This is a genomic window from Paracoccus aurantiacus, assembly GCF_007993065.1.
GTDB lineage: Bacteria > Pseudomonadota > Alphaproteobacteria > Rhodobacterales > Rhodobacteraceae > Paracoccus > Paracoccus aurantiacus.
Genome location: NZ_VOPL01000006.1, coordinates 171717 through 189184 on the forward strand (window position 1 = coordinate 171717; position 17468 = coordinate 189184).

Annotated in this window: 17 protein-coding genes; 8 read left to right on the plus strand and 9 right to left on the minus strand. The window is 60.6% G+C overall.

What is annotated here, in order from left to right; all coding sequences use genetic code 11:
- The first annotated feature begins 21 nt into the window (after nt 1-21).
- Nucleotides 22-963 carry an ABC transporter ATP-binding protein gene (locus FQV27_RS14705; protein ID WP_147099937.1) on the plus strand — a complete coding sequence of 314 codons (942 nt, stop codon included), beginning with the start codon at nt 22-24 and terminating at the stop codon, nt 961-963.
- Entirely contained in the window at nt 963-1724 is a 762-nt protein-coding gene (locus FQV27_RS14710) for an ABC transporter permease (protein ID WP_147100006.1), read from the plus strand. The genes FQV27_RS14705 and FQV27_RS14710 overlap by 1 nt, the downstream gene beginning before the upstream one ends.
- Before the next feature lie 8 nt (nt 1725-1732).
- Here FQV27_RS14710 and FQV27_RS14715 read toward each other — a convergent pair whose 3' ends face one another.
- On the minus strand, nt 1733-2203 hold the full coding sequence (locus FQV27_RS14715) for a hypothetical protein (RefSeq protein ID WP_147099939.1): 471 nt from the start codon (nt 2201-2203) through the stop codon (nt 1733-1735).
- A 191-nt stretch (nt 2204-2394) separates the two neighbouring features.
- Between FQV27_RS14715 and FQV27_RS14720 the strand changes: the two genes are divergently transcribed.
- From FQV27_RS14720 to FQV27_RS14740, 5 genes are all read left to right on the plus strand, one after another.
- Complete coding sequence (locus tag FQV27_RS14720; RefSeq protein WP_246133120.1) at nt 2395-2904, plus strand: HdeD family acid-resistance protein; 510 nt, start codon at nt 2395-2397, stop codon at nt 2902-2904.
- Between the two features lie 98 nt (nt 2905-3002).
- Nucleotides 3003-4367: a 30S ribosomal protein S12 methylthiotransferase RimO gene (gene rimO / locus FQV27_RS14725; RefSeq protein ID WP_147099943.1), complete on the plus strand. Its 1365-nt coding sequence runs from the start codon at nt 3003-3005 to the stop codon at nt 4365-4367.
- Nucleotides 4367-6178 (plus strand): sulfotransferase, encoded by a 1812-nt coding sequence (locus FQV27_RS14730; RefSeq protein WP_147099945.1) that lies wholly within the window; start codon nt 4367-4369, stop codon nt 6176-6178. Before rimO ends, FQV27_RS14730 begins: the two co-directional genes overlap by 1 nt.
- A gap of 60 nt (nt 6179-6238) precedes the next feature.
- Nucleotides 6239-7894 (plus strand): energy-dependent translational throttle protein EttA, encoded by a 1656-nt coding sequence (ettA, locus tag FQV27_RS14735; protein ID WP_147099947.1) that lies wholly within the window; start codon nt 6239-6241, stop codon nt 7892-7894.
- 182 nt (nt 7895-8076) lie between these two features.
- On the plus strand, nt 8077-9309 hold the full coding sequence (locus tag FQV27_RS14740) for a DUF2254 domain-containing protein (protein ID WP_186827314.1): 1233 nt from the start codon (nt 8077-8079) through the stop codon (nt 9307-9309).
- Between the two features lie 469 nt (nt 9310-9778).
- On the opposite strand, the gene nrdF is transcribed toward FQV27_RS14740, so the two are convergent.
- The 6 genes from nrdF to hppD form a co-directional block, all read right to left on the minus strand.
- Nucleotides 9779-10759, minus strand: coding sequence for a class 1b ribonucleoside-diphosphate reductase subunit beta (gene nrdF / locus FQV27_RS14745; protein ID WP_147099952.1), 981 nt, complete (start codon nt 10757-10759; stop codon nt 9779-9781).
- Nucleotides 10760-10770: 11 nt separating this feature from the next.
- Complete coding sequence (gene nrdE, locus FQV27_RS14750; protein WP_147099954.1) at nt 10771-12915, minus strand: class 1b ribonucleoside-diphosphate reductase subunit alpha; 2145 nt, start codon at nt 12913-12915, stop codon at nt 10771-10773.
- Entirely contained in the window at nt 12897-13313 is a 417-nt protein-coding gene (nrdI, locus tag FQV27_RS14755) for a class Ib ribonucleoside-diphosphate reductase assembly flavoprotein NrdI (RefSeq protein ID WP_147099956.1), read from the minus strand. The genes nrdE and nrdI overlap by 19 nt, the downstream gene beginning before the upstream one ends.
- A gap of 33 nt (nt 13314-13346) precedes the next feature.
- Nucleotides 13347-13568, minus strand: coding sequence for a glutaredoxin-like protein NrdH (nrdH, locus tag FQV27_RS14760; protein WP_147099958.1), 222 nt, complete (start codon nt 13566-13568; stop codon nt 13347-13349).
- A gap of 371 nt (nt 13569-13939) precedes the next feature.
- Nucleotides 13940-14287: a Rieske (2Fe-2S) protein gene (locus tag FQV27_RS14765; RefSeq protein ID WP_147099960.1), complete on the minus strand. Its 348-nt coding sequence runs from the start codon at nt 14285-14287 to the stop codon at nt 13940-13942.
- Nucleotides 14284-15396, minus strand: a complete 1113-nt coding sequence (gene hppD / locus FQV27_RS14770; RefSeq protein WP_147099962.1) for a 4-hydroxyphenylpyruvate dioxygenase — start codon at nt 15394-15396, stop codon at nt 14284-14286. The genes FQV27_RS14765 and hppD overlap by 4 nt, the downstream gene beginning before the upstream one ends.
- Nucleotides 15397-15493: 97 nt before the next feature.
- Between hppD and FQV27_RS14775 the strand changes: the two genes are divergently transcribed.
- On the plus strand, nt 15494-15976 hold the full coding sequence (locus FQV27_RS14775) for an Lrp/AsnC family transcriptional regulator (RefSeq protein WP_147099963.1): 483 nt from the start codon (nt 15494-15496) through the stop codon (nt 15974-15976).
- On the opposite strand, the gene FQV27_RS14780 is transcribed toward FQV27_RS14775, so the two are convergent.
- Nucleotides 15907-16602, minus strand: coding sequence for a sulfotransferase (locus FQV27_RS14780; RefSeq protein ID WP_147099965.1), 696 nt, complete (start codon nt 16600-16602; stop codon nt 15907-15909). The two genes, FQV27_RS14775 and FQV27_RS14780, sit on opposite strands and share 70 nt — an antisense overlap.
- A gap of 70 nt (nt 16603-16672) precedes the next feature.
- Nucleotides 16673-17431 (minus strand): TSUP family transporter, encoded by a 759-nt coding sequence (locus tag FQV27_RS14785; RefSeq protein ID WP_147099967.1) that lies wholly within the window; start codon nt 17429-17431, stop codon nt 16673-16675.
- Nucleotides 17432-17468: the final 37 nt, after the last annotated feature.

A 17468-nucleotide genomic window follows, 5' to 3' on the forward strand; every position in this document is an offset into this window, starting at 1 on the left:
CGAAATCGGAAGGAGTCGCCCATGAGCGCGATTATCGAAGTCGACCATCTCAGCAAGCAATATGCCAATGGCCCGAGGGCCCTGGACGACGTTTCGCTGAACATTGACGAGGGCGAGATCGTCGCGTTGCTCGGCCCGAACGGGGCAGGCAAGACGACGCTGATCTCGATCATCTGCGGGCTGGTCGTGCCGACGGGTGGCACGGTTCGCGTGGGTGGGCATGACATCCGCACCGATTGGCGCGCCGCACGCAAGCTGATCGGGCTGGTCCCGCAGGAGATCACGCTGGAGCCGTTCGAGACGGTGATGAATACCGTGCGTTTCACGCGCGGGCTTTACGGCGCTGCACCCGACGACGCCTATCTGGAAAAGGTGCTGCGCAGCCTGTCATTGTGGGAAAAACGAGACGCGCAGACGCGCGAGCTTTCGGGTGGCATGAAGCGCCGGGTGCTGATCGCCAAGGCGCTGTCTCATAATCCGAAAGTGCTGTTTCTGGACGAGCCCACGGCAGGCGTCGATGTCGCCCTGCGCCGCGAGATGTGGCAGGTCGTCGATCAGCTTCGCCGCGATGGCGTGACGATCATCCTGACGACGCATTACCTTGAAGAAGCCGAAGAAATGGCCGACCGGATCGGAGTCATCAATCACGGCACGCTGCTGCTGATGAAACCGAAGGCCGAACTGATGGGCGAATTCGGCAAGAAGCACCTGACGATCCACCTGTATGAACCGCTTGAACGCTGCCCGCCTGAACTGACCGCGCGTGGGCTGACGTTGTCCGCCGACGGATTGCGGCTTGGCTATGACTATGACACGCGCTCGGACCGGACCGGCATCGGTTCTCTGCTTGCGGAACTGTCGGGTCTGGGTATCCGTGTGCGCGATGTCTCGACCAAGCAATCGAGCCTTGAGGAAGTGTTCATGTCACTCGTCTCGGACGAAGAGAAGGAGGGCGCGGCATGATCAATACCGGCGCAATCAGGTCCATCTATAATCACGAGATGCAGCGGTTTTTCCGCACGATCTGGCAATCCATCGCATCGCCCGTGCTTTCGACGGTGCTGTATTTCGTGGTCTTCGGCGCGGCGATCGGCGGACGCATCCAGTCGGTCGAAGGCATCGCATATGGCGCATTCATCGTGCCCGGCCTGATGATGCTGACAGTGTTGCAGCAGTCCGTCTCGAACGGCTCTTTCGGGATCTACTTCCCGAAATTCTCGGGCACGATCTATGAATATCTCGTCGCCCCGGCCGGCTGGATCGAGGTGACGGCGGGCTTTGTCTGCGCGGCCGCATCGAAGGCGATCCTGATTGCCTTCTTGATCCTGATTACCAGCTTCTTTTTCGTCGGCGTTCATATTGCGCATCCGTTCTGGATGCTGGCCTTCCTGTTCCTGACCGCCTTCGCCTTTTCGCTTCTGGGCTTCATCATCGGGCTTTGGGCGAAGAATTTCGAACAGCTTCAGGTCGTCCCGCTGATGGTGGTCACGCCGCTGGTATTTCTTGGCGGTGCTTTCTATTCGGCCTCGATGCTGCCGCCATTCTGGGAGGCAGTGGCGAAACTGAACCCGGTGCTTTACCTGATCTCGGGCTTTCGCTGGTCCTTCTTCGATATGGCCGACGTGCCGGTCGGGCTGTCGCTTTTCGCGGTCGGGCTGATGATCGCGCTCTGCATGTTCGCGATCCGCTGGATCTTCCTGACCGGCTGGCGTCTGCGCGAATAGGACGAGGGCTAGTTGCGGACGGGAATGCTGTCGCAGATCTTGGTCTGCGGATCCAGCCGCACATAGTCGCGTGCCGTGATGACATGCATCTTCAGCGATCCACGCCATTCCTGATTCCATTTCTTCAGGATTCCGTTGCGGTAATAGCTGGCCATGATCTGGTCGACATAGGGCGGGATGATGGCGGTGCCGGGGATGCGTGGCGCGTGAAAGCCCACGGTCGCCTTCGGGCCAAGGCACGCATTGTTCATTGTTATCAGCATCGTGCAGGCTGACCGGCAATAACCGCGGACACGAACCGGCTTTCGTCCGTTTTCAAGCCGCGAGCGAAGCTTCACCATGTCCAGCACATTGCCGCCCTTGTGGTCGATCACGTCGATAAAGCGTCTGTTTTCGGTGATCTCGGCCCCAGCCAATGCTGGCAAGAGGCAAAGCGTCAGGACTGTCACCAGCAGGCGGAAAGAGCGGAAGCGTTTCATGCCGGCATTCTGCGTCGCGACCGGTCCGGTGAAAAGCCACAGCTGCGTGATCCCGTGTCGCCTCGCCTCCGGCCGAGGGCTTTTTTGGCACAGCACCGACGCAAATACCGCCAAAAACCCGATTGCTCGTTGCCCCCGCCGGCGATCGTGACAGCATGGCCTCGCGCGCGATTTCATAAGGAGTTTATATCATGGGACGTGTTCTCTGGATCATTCTCGGCGTCGTGTCGATCCTCGCCGGGATATTCGCGCTGGCGAATCCGCTGGCTGCATCATTCGCGGCGGAACAGATTGCTGGCTGGGGCTTTCTGATCGTCGGTATTCTTCAGATCGTTCTGGCCTTTCGCATTGAGGGATGGGCCGGCAAGATCTGGGCGGTGCTGATTGCCATTCTTCTGGTTCTCATGGGGATCGAGCTGCTGGCGAACCCCTTGCGCGGCATGGTCACGCTGACCATCGCGGCCGGCGTGCTGTTCCTTGTCACCGGTATCTTCAGGGTGATCCTGTCATTTTCGCTGCGCGGCACAAGTGCGTTCTGGATGGTGCTTCTCAGCGGGGCGCTGGCAATCGTGCTGGCCGTGATGATCTTCGGCAGCTTCCCGGCCTCTGTCGCGACCTTGCTGGGCGTGCTTCTGGCGGTGGAGCTTATCTCGAACGGGGTGTCGATCATCGCGCTGGCGTCGGTGGTGCCGGACAGGTGACGCGCCCTGCCCCGGCCGGAGCGTCCGGTCGGGGAACTTGGGCCTGTTCATCCTGCATGGCTTGCGCTTGAATGGGACTGACCCTATCTGACAGCGCCATGAGCCAGAACCCGCCCCAGCTACGCCCCGACCTTGCCCGCGCTGCGATCCCTGACGCGCGCCGCGACGGCCAGCCGACCATTGGCATGGTCAGCCTTGGCTGCCCCAAGGCGCTGGTGGACAGTGAACGCATCCTGACCCGTCTGCGGGCCGAAGGTTATGCCATCAGCCCCGATTATTCCGGTGCCGATGCGGTCATCGTGAACACGTGCGGCTTTCTGGACAGCGCCAAGGCCGAAAGCCTTGACGCCATTGGCGAGGCGCTGACCGCGAATGGCCGTGTCATCGTCACTGGCTGTCTGGGGGCCGAACCGGACTATATCACCGGCGCGCATCCGAAGGTTTTGGCGGTCACGGGCCCGCATCAATACGAACAGGTGCTGGACGCCGTGCATGGCGCGGTCCCGCCCGCGCCCGACCCCTTCGTGGACCTGCTGCCGGCCAGCAGCGTCAGCCTGACGCCGCGCCATTACAGCTATCTGAAGATCTCGGAAGGCTGTAATCATCACTGCAAGTTCTGCATCATTCCCGACATGCGCGGCCGTCTGGTCAGCCGCCCGGCCCATGCGGTTGTCCGCGAGGCTGAAAAGCTGGTCGCCGCTGGCGTCAAGGAATTGCTGGTGATCTCGCAGGATACCTCGGCCTACGGGGTGGACCTCAAACATGCCGAAGATCGTGGCCACCGTGCCCATATCACCGATCTCGCGCGTGATCTGGGATCGTTGGGCGCATGGGTGCGGCTGCACTACGTCTATCCCTATCCGCATGTGCGCAACCTGATCCCGCTGATGGCCGAGGGTCTGGTGCTGCCCTATCTGGATATTCCCTTCCAGCACGCCCATCCCGACACGCTGAAACGCATGGCTCGGCCTGCAGCGGCAGCAAAGACGCTGGACGAAATCGCCGCATGGCGCGCTGATTGCCCTGATATCACTCTGCGCTCGACCTTCATCGTCGGTTATCCCGGAGAAACGGAAGAAGAATTTCAGACCTTGCTGGATTGGCTGGACGAGGCGCAACTGGACCGTGTTGGCTGCTTCCAATACGAAAACGTTGCTGGTGCGCGGGCCAATGACCTGCCCGATCATGTCCCCGAAGAGGTAAAGCAGGATCGCTGGGACCGCTTCATGGAAAAGGCGCAGGCCATCAGCGAAGCGAAGCTGGCCGCGAAGGTCGGCACCCGCATGGACGTCATCGTGGATGAGGTCGACGAAGATGGCGCGACCTGCCGCACCAAGGCAGACGCGCCGGAAATCGACGGCAACCTGTTCATCGACGAGGGGTTCGAGGCCCTGAAACCTGGCGATATCGTCAGCGTGACAGTGGACGAGGCGGGCGAATACGACCTTTGGGGCAGGCCCTGATGAAGGCATGGGACGCCGACGGCAAGCCGCGCAAGCCGCGCGTGCTTTGCATCGGCGCCCAGAAGGCCGGGACAAGCTGGCTGCACGAGCAACTGAACGCGCACCCCAAAATCTGGACCACACCCTTCAAGGAGGTCCATTATTTCAACGCACGTCATCGTCCGCAGGACCGTAAATGGCTTCCATGGCATTTCCGAGAGGCCGTGCGTGCGACCGAAAAGCGTTTTGCCGCGCGCGGACAGGAAATGCCCGACGAGATGGTGCGCTATCTTGTCGATATGACGGCAGAGCCGATGTTCACGCCGAACTGGTATCGCCGCGCCTTCGCGGCCGCGCCGCGCGGAATGCTGCCGCTGGATACCACGCCCGAATATTCAACCCTGCCAGAAGCCGGTGTGGCCGATGTCGCCGCGTTCCTGCCGCGCGCAAAATTCATCTATCTGATCCGCGACCCGGTCAGCCGCGCGATATCGCAACTGCGGATGAATCTAGGGCGGCGCAAGCTGCTTCCGAAGAACCCGGAAGGCTATTTGCGTCATATCGACGATCCCGATCTTGCGGATCGTGGGGACTATGCCAGCTTTATTCCGCGCTGGCAGGCCCATTTCGGACGGGACCGGCTGCTGATCCTGCCATATGGCCGCATCTCCACCGATCCGGAGGGCGTGATGCGCGAGGTCGAGGCTTTTCTGGGCATAGCGAGGCACGCTTATCCGAAGCTTGGCGCGCGCGTGCACGCGGGTCGCGCGGCACCGCCGGTCCCGGACGAGCTTCCGGCCTTGCTGAGGGATCGCTTCGCGGGCCAATACGATTTCCTGCGCGAGCGGTTCGGGCCCGCCTTTGTGGCTGATCTCGACGCGCCAGCCCCTTCAATTTCGACGCCGCCTGCGCGACCGGCCGCGAAGATTGCTGCACCTGTGGTTGCGAAAGGCGGGGCGCATGCGGCAGGGATGCTGAAATGGGCGGATAAGCCCCAGCCGCGAAAGCCGTCGGTTATCGGTATCGGTGCGCAGAAGGCCGGCACAAGCTGGCTTCATGCGGCTTTGGATCAGCACCCCCAGCTTTGGACGTCGCCGCTGAAAGAGGCGCATTACTTCGACCACCTCTTCTGTCCCGAGAACCGCGCCTGGACGGGCAGGAATGTAAGCAATTCCGCAGCCAACCTGCGCGCGCGCTATGACCGGCAGGGCAAGCCGGTGCCTGCGGCGCTGTCGGACTATCTGGCGCGGCTGGAGGCGCCCCCGCAATTCACCGACGACTGGTACCGCGCCATTTTCGCGCCGGCACCGCCAGATGCGCGGCCTGTCGACATTACCCCCGCCTATTCCGGTCTTCCGGCCGAGGGCATCGCACATGTTGCAGAGTATCTGCCCGATGCGCAGTTCATCTATCTGATCCGCGATCCAGTCGAGCGCGCGATTTCGCAGCTTCGGATGAATCTTCAGCGAAAGGGTCGCTCTCCCTCTGGTGCAGAGGAGTGGCTGAACGAGGCTGACGACCCTGTCCTGGACTCACGCGGCGATTATGCGGGCCATATTTCACGCTGGCGCGCGCAATTCGGGCCGGACCGGCTTCTGTTTCTTCCCTATGGGATGATCCAGTCCGATCCTGCGGGGCTGATGGCACGCATAGAAGGCTTTCTTGGCCTGAAGGCGCATCGTTATACCGGCCTTGAAAGGCGCGTTTTCGCGACACGCGGCAATGCCGCGCCCCCTGCCCATCTGGACGCCACGCTTGCCAGCCGCTTTGCGGACCAGTACGCGTTTCTTGCAGAGAATTTCGACGCCGAATTCAACGCTCTGCTGCGCTGACGCTTCAACTTCGCGCGCCGATCACCTAGATATCGCCCAAATCCCTTTTGCGAGGACCTCATGGCCAATTACGAATTCGTCTATCACATGGACGGCGTGTCCAAGACCTATGCCGGCGGGAAGAAGGTCTTTGAAAACATCCGCCTGAACTTCCTGCCGGGCGTCAAGATCGGCGTCGTCGGCGTGAACGGTGCCGGTAAATCGACGCTGCTGAAGATCATGGCCGGGATGGACAAGGATTTCACCGGCGAGGCGTGGGCCGCGAAAGGTGCCAAGGTCGGCTATCTGCCGCAGGAACCGCAGCTGGATGAAAACCTGACCGTGCGCGAAAACGTCATGCTGGGCGTGGCGGAAAAGAAGGCGAAGCTCGACCGCTATAACGAGCTTGCAATGAATTATTCCGACGAAACGGCCGAGGAGATGGCCGCGCTGCAGGATGAAATCGACGCCGGCAATCTGTGGGATCTGGACAGCCAGATCGATGTCGCGATGGAGGCCCTGCGCTGCCCGCCCGACGATGCCGATGTGTCGACCCTGTCAGGCGGTGAACGCCGCCGCGTCGCATTGTGCAAGCTGCTGCTGGAACAGCCCGACATGCTGCTGCTTGACGAACCGACCAACCACCTTGATGCCGAAACGATTGCATGGCTGCAAAAGCACCTGATCGAATATCCCGGCACCATTCTGGTCGTGACCCACGACCGTTATTTCCTTGACGACATCACCGGCTGGATCCTCGAACTGGATCGCGGTCGCGGCATTCCATACGAGGGCAACTATTCCGCATGGCTGGAACAGAAGGCCAAGCGGCTGGAACAGGAAGCGCGCGAAGACAAGGCCAAGCAGAAGACGCTGGAACGCGAACTGGAATGGATCCGCGCCGGTGCCAAGGCCCGTCAGGCTAAGCAGAAGGCCCGGATCAACGCCTATAACGAACTCGCCGGCAAGTCAGAGCGTGAAAAGCTTTCCCGCGCCCAGATCATTATTCCGAACGGCGAACGCCTTGGCGGCAAGGTGATCGAGGTTCAGGGCCTGAAAAAAGCCATGGGCGACAAGCTGCTGATCGAGGATCTGTCCTTCAACCTGCCGCCGGGTGGCATTGTCGGCGTGATCGGCCCGAACGGTGCCGGTAAATCGACGCTGTTCCGCATGCTGACCGGGCAGGAACAGCCTGACGCCGGTGAACTGACCTATGGCGACACGGTGAATCTGTCCTATGTCGATCAGTCGCGCGACGCGCTGGCGGGCGACAAGACCGTCTGGGAAGAAATCAGCGGTGGGGCCGAACAGATCGTGCTGGGCGACGCGCAGATGAACAGCCGCGCCTATGCGTCGGCGTTCAACTTCAAGGGCGGCGACCAGCAGAAGAAGGTCGGCCAGCTTTCCGGCGGCGAACGCAACCGTGTCCACCTTGCCAAGCTTCTGAAAGCGGGCGGCAACGTGCTGCTGTTGGACGAACCGACCAACGATCTGGACGTGGAAACCCTGCAGGCGCTGGAAGCGGCACTGGAAGATTTCGCCGGCTGCGCGGTGATCATCAGCCACGACCGCTTCTTCCTTGACCGGCTGTGCACGCATATCCTCGCGTTCGAAGGCGACGCCCATGTCGAATGGTTCGAGGGCAACTTCGAGGATTACGAAGCCGACAAGATCCGTCGTCTCGGACCGGATGCGGTGGAGCCGAAGCGCGTGAAATACAAGAAATTTACACGGTAAGCGCTGATCTTGATGGCCGTCAGTCCTGGGCGTAGCGCGATTTATGGAGTTGCGCTGCGATCCCGTGGCAGGCCGAAAACACCGCTTACCCGTATTGCGGCGCAGGCATGCCGAGCTGACCCCAAGTTGACGCCCCCGCGTGATCTGTCAAACATGCCCGGACGGCGGAACTGGGATATATGATGACAAGATGGCTCGACACCGGATGGGCGATGCGGCTGCGGGAGCAGTTGCGCAAAATGTGGGTGCGGGTAATCCTGTACAGCCTGGCGGGGGTCGTGCTGGCATCGGCCGCGCCTTTCGTCGGCCCTTGGCTGCCCTATATCCCGAAGATTGACCTGGCATCCGGGTCGGTCGACTCGCTTCTGAATATCATCGCCTCGTCCATGCTGGCGGTGACGACTTTTTCGATGTCGATCATCGTCGGGGCCTATGGCTCTGCCACGTCGAACGCGACGCCGCGCGCGACGCGCCTGCTGGAGGAAGATCACACCGCGCAGACCGCCGTGTCGATCTTTATCGGGTCGTTCCTGTTCAGCATCGTGGGAATTATCGGGCTTTCGGCGGGGCTTTACCCCGACAAGGCGCGAATCCTGCTGTTTGTCGCGACGCTTGGCGATATCGCCCTTATCGCCTGGGCGTTGGTTCGCTGGGTGAACCACCTGAACGAATTCGGAAGGATGAGCGATATCATCACCCGGATCGAGGATGCGGCGAAGCCTTCCGCCCGGAAATATCGCGACCGGCCTGCGCTTGGTGCCATTCCACAGAAGGACGCCCTGCCGGACGGCCTTCCGCTCGTCTCTTCGGAAGAGTCCGGCTATGTCCGCTATGTGGATGTTGAGGACTTGCAAGCCGTGGCGAAAGACGCCGGCATCAAGGTCGAGATCATGCGGATGCCCGGAAAATACGTTCATCGCGGCGAGGCATTGCTGCGCTTGACCAGCCCCGTTGCCGAGGACCAGGTGGATGCGCTGCGCCGCGCCTTCTCTCTGGGGGAATCGCGTAGCTTCGATCAGGATCTGGCCTATGGCATGACCGTGCTGAGCGAGGTGGCGAGCAAGGCGCTGTCGCCCGGCATCAATGATCCGGGAACCGCGATCGAGGTGCTTCGCGCCGGAACGCGGGTGCTGGAGCTTCTTCACGAAAGGGTCGATGGCAAGGACGAGGTGAAATGCGATCTGGTTTTTGCGCCGCCGCTGAACGAAGCGCATGTCTATTCGGTCTTCTTCGCGCCCATCGCACGTGATGGGGCCGGTATCCTTGAGGTGCAGGAGACGTTGCAGGATTGTCTTGCGGCCGTCGCGCGGTTCGGTGATCGCAGCGCTGCCGAGAAAGAGGCGCGCCGCGCCCGTCAGCGCGCGACCGAAGCGTTTTCGCAGGACTGGGAGAGCGAGGCGCTTGAGCAGGCGTAAGAATGCGGCTGTGTAAGGCCGCGTTTGCTGTTTGTGTGACCTCAACGCCGGAATGCGCGCAGGAAAGCACGCCGCGGATTGCGCGGCGCGCCTCTCGGCACAATCGACGGTTATGAGGTCATCTGCTTGGCGCGACTGCAGCCGCTTCCTTGCGCCGGCAGGATCGGTGGCGGGTCAGAAGTATTCCCGTCCGCCTCCGGTGCGGCCTGCGCTTCAGGCTCCGGTGGTGGCGTTGGTACAGGCTCAGCCTGTTGTGCGAAGCTCGGGACAGTAAGAAATGCGACGAATGCGGTCGGAAGGATCATGCGGAACATGGCGGTTCCTTTCTGAAAAGGGAAAATCCCTTCAGCAAGGATAGGGCCGAATCAGCGTTTCCGCAAAGGAATGCTGGTTGCGCGGCGCCTGACCGGCAAAAGCTGGCATGAAAAAGGCGCGCCGAAGCGCGCCCGTTAGGCTCATCCGGCTGGGATCAGAAATCCCAGTCTTCATCCTCGGTCGCGACTGCCTTGCCAATCACATAGCTGGAGCCGGAGCCAGAGAAGAAGTCGTGATTCTCGTCCGAATTCGGCGAAAGCGCGGCCAGAATCGCGGGCGAAACCTTGCATGCTTCCGGCGGAAACAGGGCCTCATATCCCAGGTTTTGCAGGGCCTTGTTGGCGTTGTAATGCAGGAAGGTCTTCACGTCCTCGGTCAGGTTAACCGGATCGTAAAGGGTTTCGGTGTATTTGGTTTCTATGTCGTAGAGATCAAAGAGGAGAGAGAATGCAAAATCCTTCAGCTCTGCCCGCTCTGACTCACTGGCTCTTTCCAGTGCGCGCTGGAATTTATAGCCGATGTAATAGCCGTGTATTGCTTCATCCCGGATAATCAGGCGGATCAGGTCGGCCGTGTTGGTCAGCCGCGCGCGCGACGACCAGTGCATCGGCAGATAGAAGCCCGAATAGAACAGGAAGCTTTCCAGGAAGACGCTTGCGATCTTCTTCTTCAGCGGGTGGCTGGCCGCATCATATTCATCCACGATCAAGCGTGACTTGGCCTGAAGCTGCTCATTCTCTGACGACCAGCGGAAGGCCTCGTCCACCTCCGAGGTCTGGCACAGCGTCGAAAACACGCTGGAATAACTGCGCGCATGAACCGCCTCCATGAAGGCGATATTGGTCAGCACGGCTTCTTCATGGGGGGTGATCGCGTCCGGCAGCAGCGCAGGCGCACCGATGGTGTTCTGGATCGTGTCCAGCAGCGTCAGCCCGGTGAAGACGCGAATGGTCAGCGTCTGCTCGGCCGGTTTCAGCTGCGACCAGCTTTGAATGTCATTCGACAGCGGCACCTTTTCCGGCAGCCAGAAATTGGCGGTCAGGCGGTTCCATATCTCCAGATCCTTGTCGTCCTGAAGGCGGTTCCAGTTGACGGCGGCGGGGACGGCACGGGTGGTGTTGACGTTATCTTTCATGATCTTTCCCCTTACAGCGTGCAGGAAACGCAGCCCTGAACCTCGGTCCCTTCAAGGGCGTTCTGGCGCAGGCGGATGTAGTAGATGGTCTTGATGCCTTTCTTCCAGGCGTAGATCTGGGCGCGGTTGATGTCGCGTGTGGTCGCGTCTGCCGGGAAGAAAAGGGTCAGCGAAAGGCCCTGATCGACATGCTGAGTCGCGGCGGCATAGGTGTCGATGATCGCTTCGGGGCCGATCTCGTATGCGTCGCGGTAGAATTCCAGATTGTCGTTGGTCATGTAAGGCGCGGGATAGTAAACGCGGCCGATCTTGCCTTCCTTGCGCACCTCGATCTTCGCGGTGATCGGGTGGATCGAGGAGGTGGCATAGTTGATATAGCTGATCGAACCGGTCGGCGGCACGGCCTGCAGGTTGCGGTTATAAAGCCCGTCCGTCATTACCGCGTCGCGCAGGGCGGTCCATTCGTCACGGGTGGGGACCTCGATACCAGCATCGGCGAAAAGCTCTTTCACGCGGTCGGTTTCGGGCAGCCAGTCGCGGTCGACATATTTGTCGAAGAACGTGCCGTCAGCATATTTCGACTGCTCGAAGCCCGCGAAGCTGTGGCCGCGCTCTTTTGCCAGCGCATTCGATTCGCGCAGCGCGTGGAACAGCACGGTCGCGAAATAGATGTTCGTGAAATCAATGCCTTCCGGGCTGCCATAATGGACGCGTTCGCGCGCCAGATAGCCGTGCAGGTTCATCTGTCCCAGCCCGATCGCATGGCCTTCGTCATTGCCCTTGCGGATCGACGGGACCGAGTCGATGGCCGACATTTCCGACACGGCATTCAACGCACGGATCGCGGTGCCGACGGTCGCGCCCAGATCGCCGCTGTCCATGGCCTTGGCGATATTCAGCGAGCCGAGGTTGCAGGAAATATCCGTGCCCATCTGGGCATAGGACAGGTCTTCGTTGAACTCTGACGCCGTGTTCACCTGCAGGATTTCGCTGCACAGGTTCGACATGGCGATGCGGCCCGCGATGGGGTTCGCGGCATTCACCGTGTCCTCGAACATGATGTAGGGATAGCCGGATTCGAACTGGATTTCCGCGATGGTCTGGAAGAAGGCGCGGGCGTTGATCTTCTTTTTACGGATTTTCGGGTTGTCGACCATCTCGTGATATTTCTCGGTCACGGAAATGTCCGAGAAGGGGACGCCGTAAACCTTCTGCACGTCATGGGGCGAGAAGAGGTACATATCCTCGTTCTTCTTGGCCAGCTCGAAGGTGATGTCGGGGATCACGACGCCAAGCGAAAGCGTCTTGATGCGGATCTTTTCGTCGGCGTTTTCGCGCTTGGTATCAAGGAAGCGCAGGATGTCGGGGTGATGCGCGTTCAGATAAACCGCGCCCGCGCCCTGCCGCGCGCCAAGCTGGTTCGCATAGCTGAAGCTGTCTTCCAGCAGCTTCATCACCGGGATCACGCCCGAGGACTGGTTGGCGATCTGTTTGATCGGTGCGCCATGCTCGCGAATATTGGTCAGCATCAGGGCCACACCGCCGCCGCGCTTGGACAGCTGCAGGGCAGAGTTGATGCCGCGACCGATGCTTTCCATATTGTCTTCGATGCGCAGCAGGAAGCAGGACACGAATTCGCCCCGCGCCTTCTTGCCGGCATTCAGGAAGGTCGGTGTCGCAGGCTGGAAACGACCCTCGATGATTTCTTCCATCAGGGACATGGCCAGTGCTTCATCGCCACGGGCCAGCGTCAGGGCGACCATGACGACGCGGTCCTCGTAACGCTCGAGGAAGCGCTCGCCGTCCCAGGTTTTCAGCGTGTAGGAGGTGTAATATTTGAACGCGCCGAGGAAGCTGGGGAAGCGGAACTTCTTGCCATAGGCCTCGTCCCAGATCCGGCGCTGGAAGTTCTTGGAATACTGATCCAGCACAGCGGGATCGTAATAGCCTTCGTCCACCAGATAGCCCAGCTTTTCATCGAGGCTGTGGAAGAACACCGTGTTCTGGTTCACATGCTGCAGGAAATACTGCCGCGCCGCCATTCGATCCGCGTCGAACTGAATCTGCCCTGCATCGTCATACAGGTTCAGCATCGCATTCAGCGCGTGATAGTCCTTCGCCTCGGGCTTTGGACGGTTCAGGCGGTCATCAAGCATGTCTCTCTCCAGAATCGGTTAAGCCCGTGGGTCACGCGGGCGATATCTTCCTCATTGCCGGCCAGCTCGAACTTATAAAGCAGCGGCACATTCAGCTTGTCGGCGATACGGCGGCCGGCAAGCGCATAAAACTGTCCGAAATTGCGATTTCCGCCAGCGATGACGCCGCGAATCAGCGCCCGCCTTGCGGGATCGTTTAGGAAGCGGACGATCTGGGGGTGCACGGCACCGCGCCCTTCGCCGTCCGAATAGCTGGGGGTGATCAGCACATAGGGCTGATCGGGCAGGGGCAGCGGCTCAGTTGCGGAAATCGGGATGCGCAGCGCGTCTAGCCCCAGCCGGGCGACGAATTTCGCCGTATTGCCCGAACGAGAGGAGAAATAGACGAGCTGCGCCATGATCCCGATGCCAATGCAATTGCCGCGCCGCGATCAGGAAAGCTGGCCGATCAGGTCCGGGCGAAAGCCCGACCAATGCGCGTCGCCGGCAATGACAACGGGTGCCTGACGATAGCCAAGGCCCGAGACATGCGCATAGGCGGTTTCGTCCTGCGTCAGGTCGACCACGTCGAATTCGATGCCGCGCGCCTGCAGGGCGCGGGTGGTTGCGGTGCACTGAACGCAAGCCGGCTTGCTGTAAACGGTGATGCTCATCTGTCCCCATCCTTTGTTCGGCACCGGGCAGAAAACGACCGACCGGAAAAGTGCGCTTTTCCGACTGACGTGCCCATGGCCCCGGCACCATGGTTTGTTGAAGCTCTGACCCCTGTCCCTGCGGGCTTTGGGAAGGGCTTTTCTGCCCTTTTCTGTCCCGCCTTCGGATGATTCCTGCGTTGCCAGAGCCCGACCATCTTGTGTCGAATCGGCCCACGCTGTCAATATTTTGTATGACGCTTTCAAGAACTATCTAGGGCTTGACAGGAATGCAGGATTGTGGGGACCGATGTAACTGCAGCACGGCGGTATGGATGAGGGCCAGCCATGCTTGATCGATCCGGATGCACGTCATGTCGCCGAGCGTGGAATCAGCCATCACCAATGGTGATTTTGTTGCCGTCCCGACGCAGCGGAACTGAATCCAGACCGCACATGGCCGGTCCGGCGCAGACTTCGCCGCTTGTGCTATCGAACTGCGCCTGATGGGACGAACAGATAAGCCGCACTCCGTCGGCCGACAGGATGTTGCCGCCGCGGAAGTCGAGGGGTAGATATTGATGTGGGCAAAGGTTCACGAAGCCGCGCAGCCCCGCCGCGTCGCGTATGACCAGCAGCGGAAAACCGGAAAGGTCGAAGGCGCGGACGCCCTCGACCTCATCAATGGTGCAGACGACCGTGCCGGGGTCCGGCGCGGTCGAGATATCGCGCCAGCTCATGCAGCGTCTTCAGGTTTCAGCACGCCACGGCGCATCTGGTCTTCCTCGATCGATTCGAACAGGGCGCGGAAATTGCCTTCGCCAAAGCCGTCATCGCCCTTGCGCTGGATGAATTCGAAGAAGATCGGGCCGATCACGGTTTTCGAGAAGATCTGAAGCAGAATCCGCGTCGTGCCGCCATCGACCACGCCTTCGCCGTCGATCAGGATGCCGTGCTTCTTCATCTTTTCCAGCGGCTCTTCATGATCGGTCACGCGCTTGCGGGACATTTCATAATAGACATCCGGCGGGCCGGGCATGAATTCCAGCCCCTTATCGGCAATCGCATCGGTCGAGGCATAGATATCTTCGCTTGCCACGGCGATGTGCTGGATGCCTTCGCCGTTATATTCGTTCAGATATTCCTCGATCTGGCTGTGTTCATCGGCCGATTCGTTGATCGGGATGCGGATCTTGCCATCGGGAGAGGTCAGCGCCCGGCTGAAAAGGCCGGTCTGCTTGCCCTTGATGTCGAAATACCTGATCTCGCGGAAATTGAAGGTCTGGTTATAGAACTTGTACCAGGTGTCCATGTTGCCGCGAATGACGTTATGGGTCAGGTGGTCGATATAGTAGAAGCCGACGCCTTCCGGGCGCGGGTCCTTTTCGCCCAGCCAGTCATATTCCGCATCCCAGGCGCTGCCGGTGTCGTCATACTTGTCGATGAAATAAAGCAGGCTGCCGCCGATCCCCTCGACCGCCGGGAAATCCAGCACCTTGCCGGGGCCGGTATATTCCTTCGCACCCAGTTCGACGGCGCGCTTCAGCGCGTGCTGGGAATCCACGACGCGCCAGCCCATCGCGGGGGCGCATGGGCCGTGATCCTTGATGAACTGGCTGGCATGGCTGTCGGGCTCTGCGTTCAGGACATAGTTGATGCCGCCCTGACGGTACAGCGTCACGTTCTTCGTCTTGTGCTTTGCCACGGGTTCAAAGCCCATCTTGCGGAACAGGGCGTCCAGTTCCTGCGGGTTCGGGTGGGCGAATTCGACGAATTCGAAGCCGTCGGTGCCAGCCGGGTTCGCGTCGCTGATTTCGGCTTTCGGGGCGTTATGCGGGAAAGGGCCCATGTGATCCTCCTGTTCGGTTTCGATGATCTTGGGGCAAAAGCCGCTCACGAGGTTTGCAAAATCGTCGGATCGGAAGCATAATTCGCATGAATCGTGCATGAGTGGTGAGAAAATGGACGATAACACGCATGACGGCTTCGATCGTGCGATTCTTGCCGCATTGCAGCGCGATGGGGCGCTGACCAATGCGCAACTGTCGGAAATCGTGCATCTGTCACCTTCGCAATGTTCGCGCAGACGGGCGGCGCTGGAAAAGTCGGGTGCGATCCGTGGCTATACCGCGCGTCTGGACGGGGGTGCGCTTGGCTTCGGCATCCGGGCTTTTGCGCGCGTCAATCTGCGCAGCCACGGTGCGGCGGGCGACAAGGACTTTGCAAGTTTCGCCGCCGCCCAGCCAGAGGTGCGGGCGGCGCATTCGGTATCAGGCGATGCTGATTATGTGCTGGAATTGCAGGTCCGCGATCTGGATGCGCTGGCGGATTTCATCCATGACCGACTGCTGCAACATTCTCAGGTCACGCAGGTCCGTTCGGAAATTGTGCTGAAATCCGCCAAGGAAGATGGCGGACTGCCCATCTGATCGGCAAATGTCATTTCTACGGGCTGCGCGACCCCCTCTGGGGTGCGATTGTGATGACGCCATTGGCCCGCCTTCAGGCCGTATTCGGGCAGAAATCGGATCAGGGGGAGGGCGCTGTCTTGTTCGATATCGAAGACCAGCAGTTGGTTGGGGCGGCCCGCGAAATATGTCTGCACTGCAGCGTGGTGCTCATGCCATTCGGCGAGCCAGACAGCCCGCATGACCGACGGATCGGCGATGCGCGCCTGAAACATTGACCGATCCAGATAGCCGCCAGCGAAATGTCGGCAGCGGGACCTGACCCAATTCAGCGGATCGCGCGTATTCAGGATGAACCGACTACCCGGATAGTCGGCGTCGAGGCCACGGAAACGACTGATGCCAGACAGCTTCACCCGCCGCTCGCACAGATCCATGTCGGAATAAACCTGCGCATCGTCGATCCCGCTGAGCAGAGGTCGCTCGTCGCGCGCGTTCTGGTCGATTTGCCTTGCGATTTTTACGATGCGTCCATCCGCGCAAGCGTGCCTGTGGTGCGAGGATTCGTGGCCGGCCCGCCGGAACATGCGATGCAGGCTCGTCGTCCCGCATTTATTGAAGCCGATCACGAAAACCTTCGGAAGCATCCCGCACCCTCGCCCACCCAATGGTTGCAGAGTCGCAGGGCGTGGTTAATTTCGCGTTAATGACGACGCATTAAAGCAGGTCGATGATCAGCTTCAGCGCCAGCAGGGTCGAGGTGGTCACCAGCAGCGGCTTTATCAGCCGCGACCCGATCCGCATTGCCAGCTTTGAACCGGCCCAAGCGCCCGCGATCTGTGCGGCACCCATCGCCAGCCCGGTGATCCACAAAGGCTTGCCGACAAGCGCGAAGGCCACAAGCCCGCCAAGATTCGATGCAAAGTTCAGCAGCTTCGTATGCGCGGTTGCCTTCAGGATGCCGTAACCTGCAAGCATCACGAAACCCAGCATGAAGAATGATCCGGTGCCCGGCCCCAGAAGCCCATCATAGAAAGCAACCAGCGGAACGACGAAGGCCGTGAAGCTTGCGGGGGTGATCCGTGCCTCTCGGTCGGCATCGGACAGGCCGGGCTTCAGCGCGAAGAAGGCGGCAATGCCGATCAGCAGCAGCGGCAGGATATAGCGCAGCGCCTCGGTCGGGATCAGGGTGACGCAGAACGCGCCGGCCATGCCGGCGGCGAAGGCCACCGCCGCGGTGCCGATCTGACGCCGCAGATTGACATGGCCCGAACGCGCATAGCTGATCGCCGCCGTCGCCGCGCCGAACACGCCCTGCACCTTGTTCGTCGCCAGCGCCTGCGCGGGTGGAATACCGGCCAGCATCAGCATCGGAACGGTGATCAGCCCTCCGCCCCCGGCAATGGCATCGACAAAGCCCGCCGCAAAGGCGGCGGCAACAAGCATCAGAACGAGATCAAGCGACAGTTCGAACATCTGCGCTTGATCCTGCCCCGCGACAGGATTGTAAATG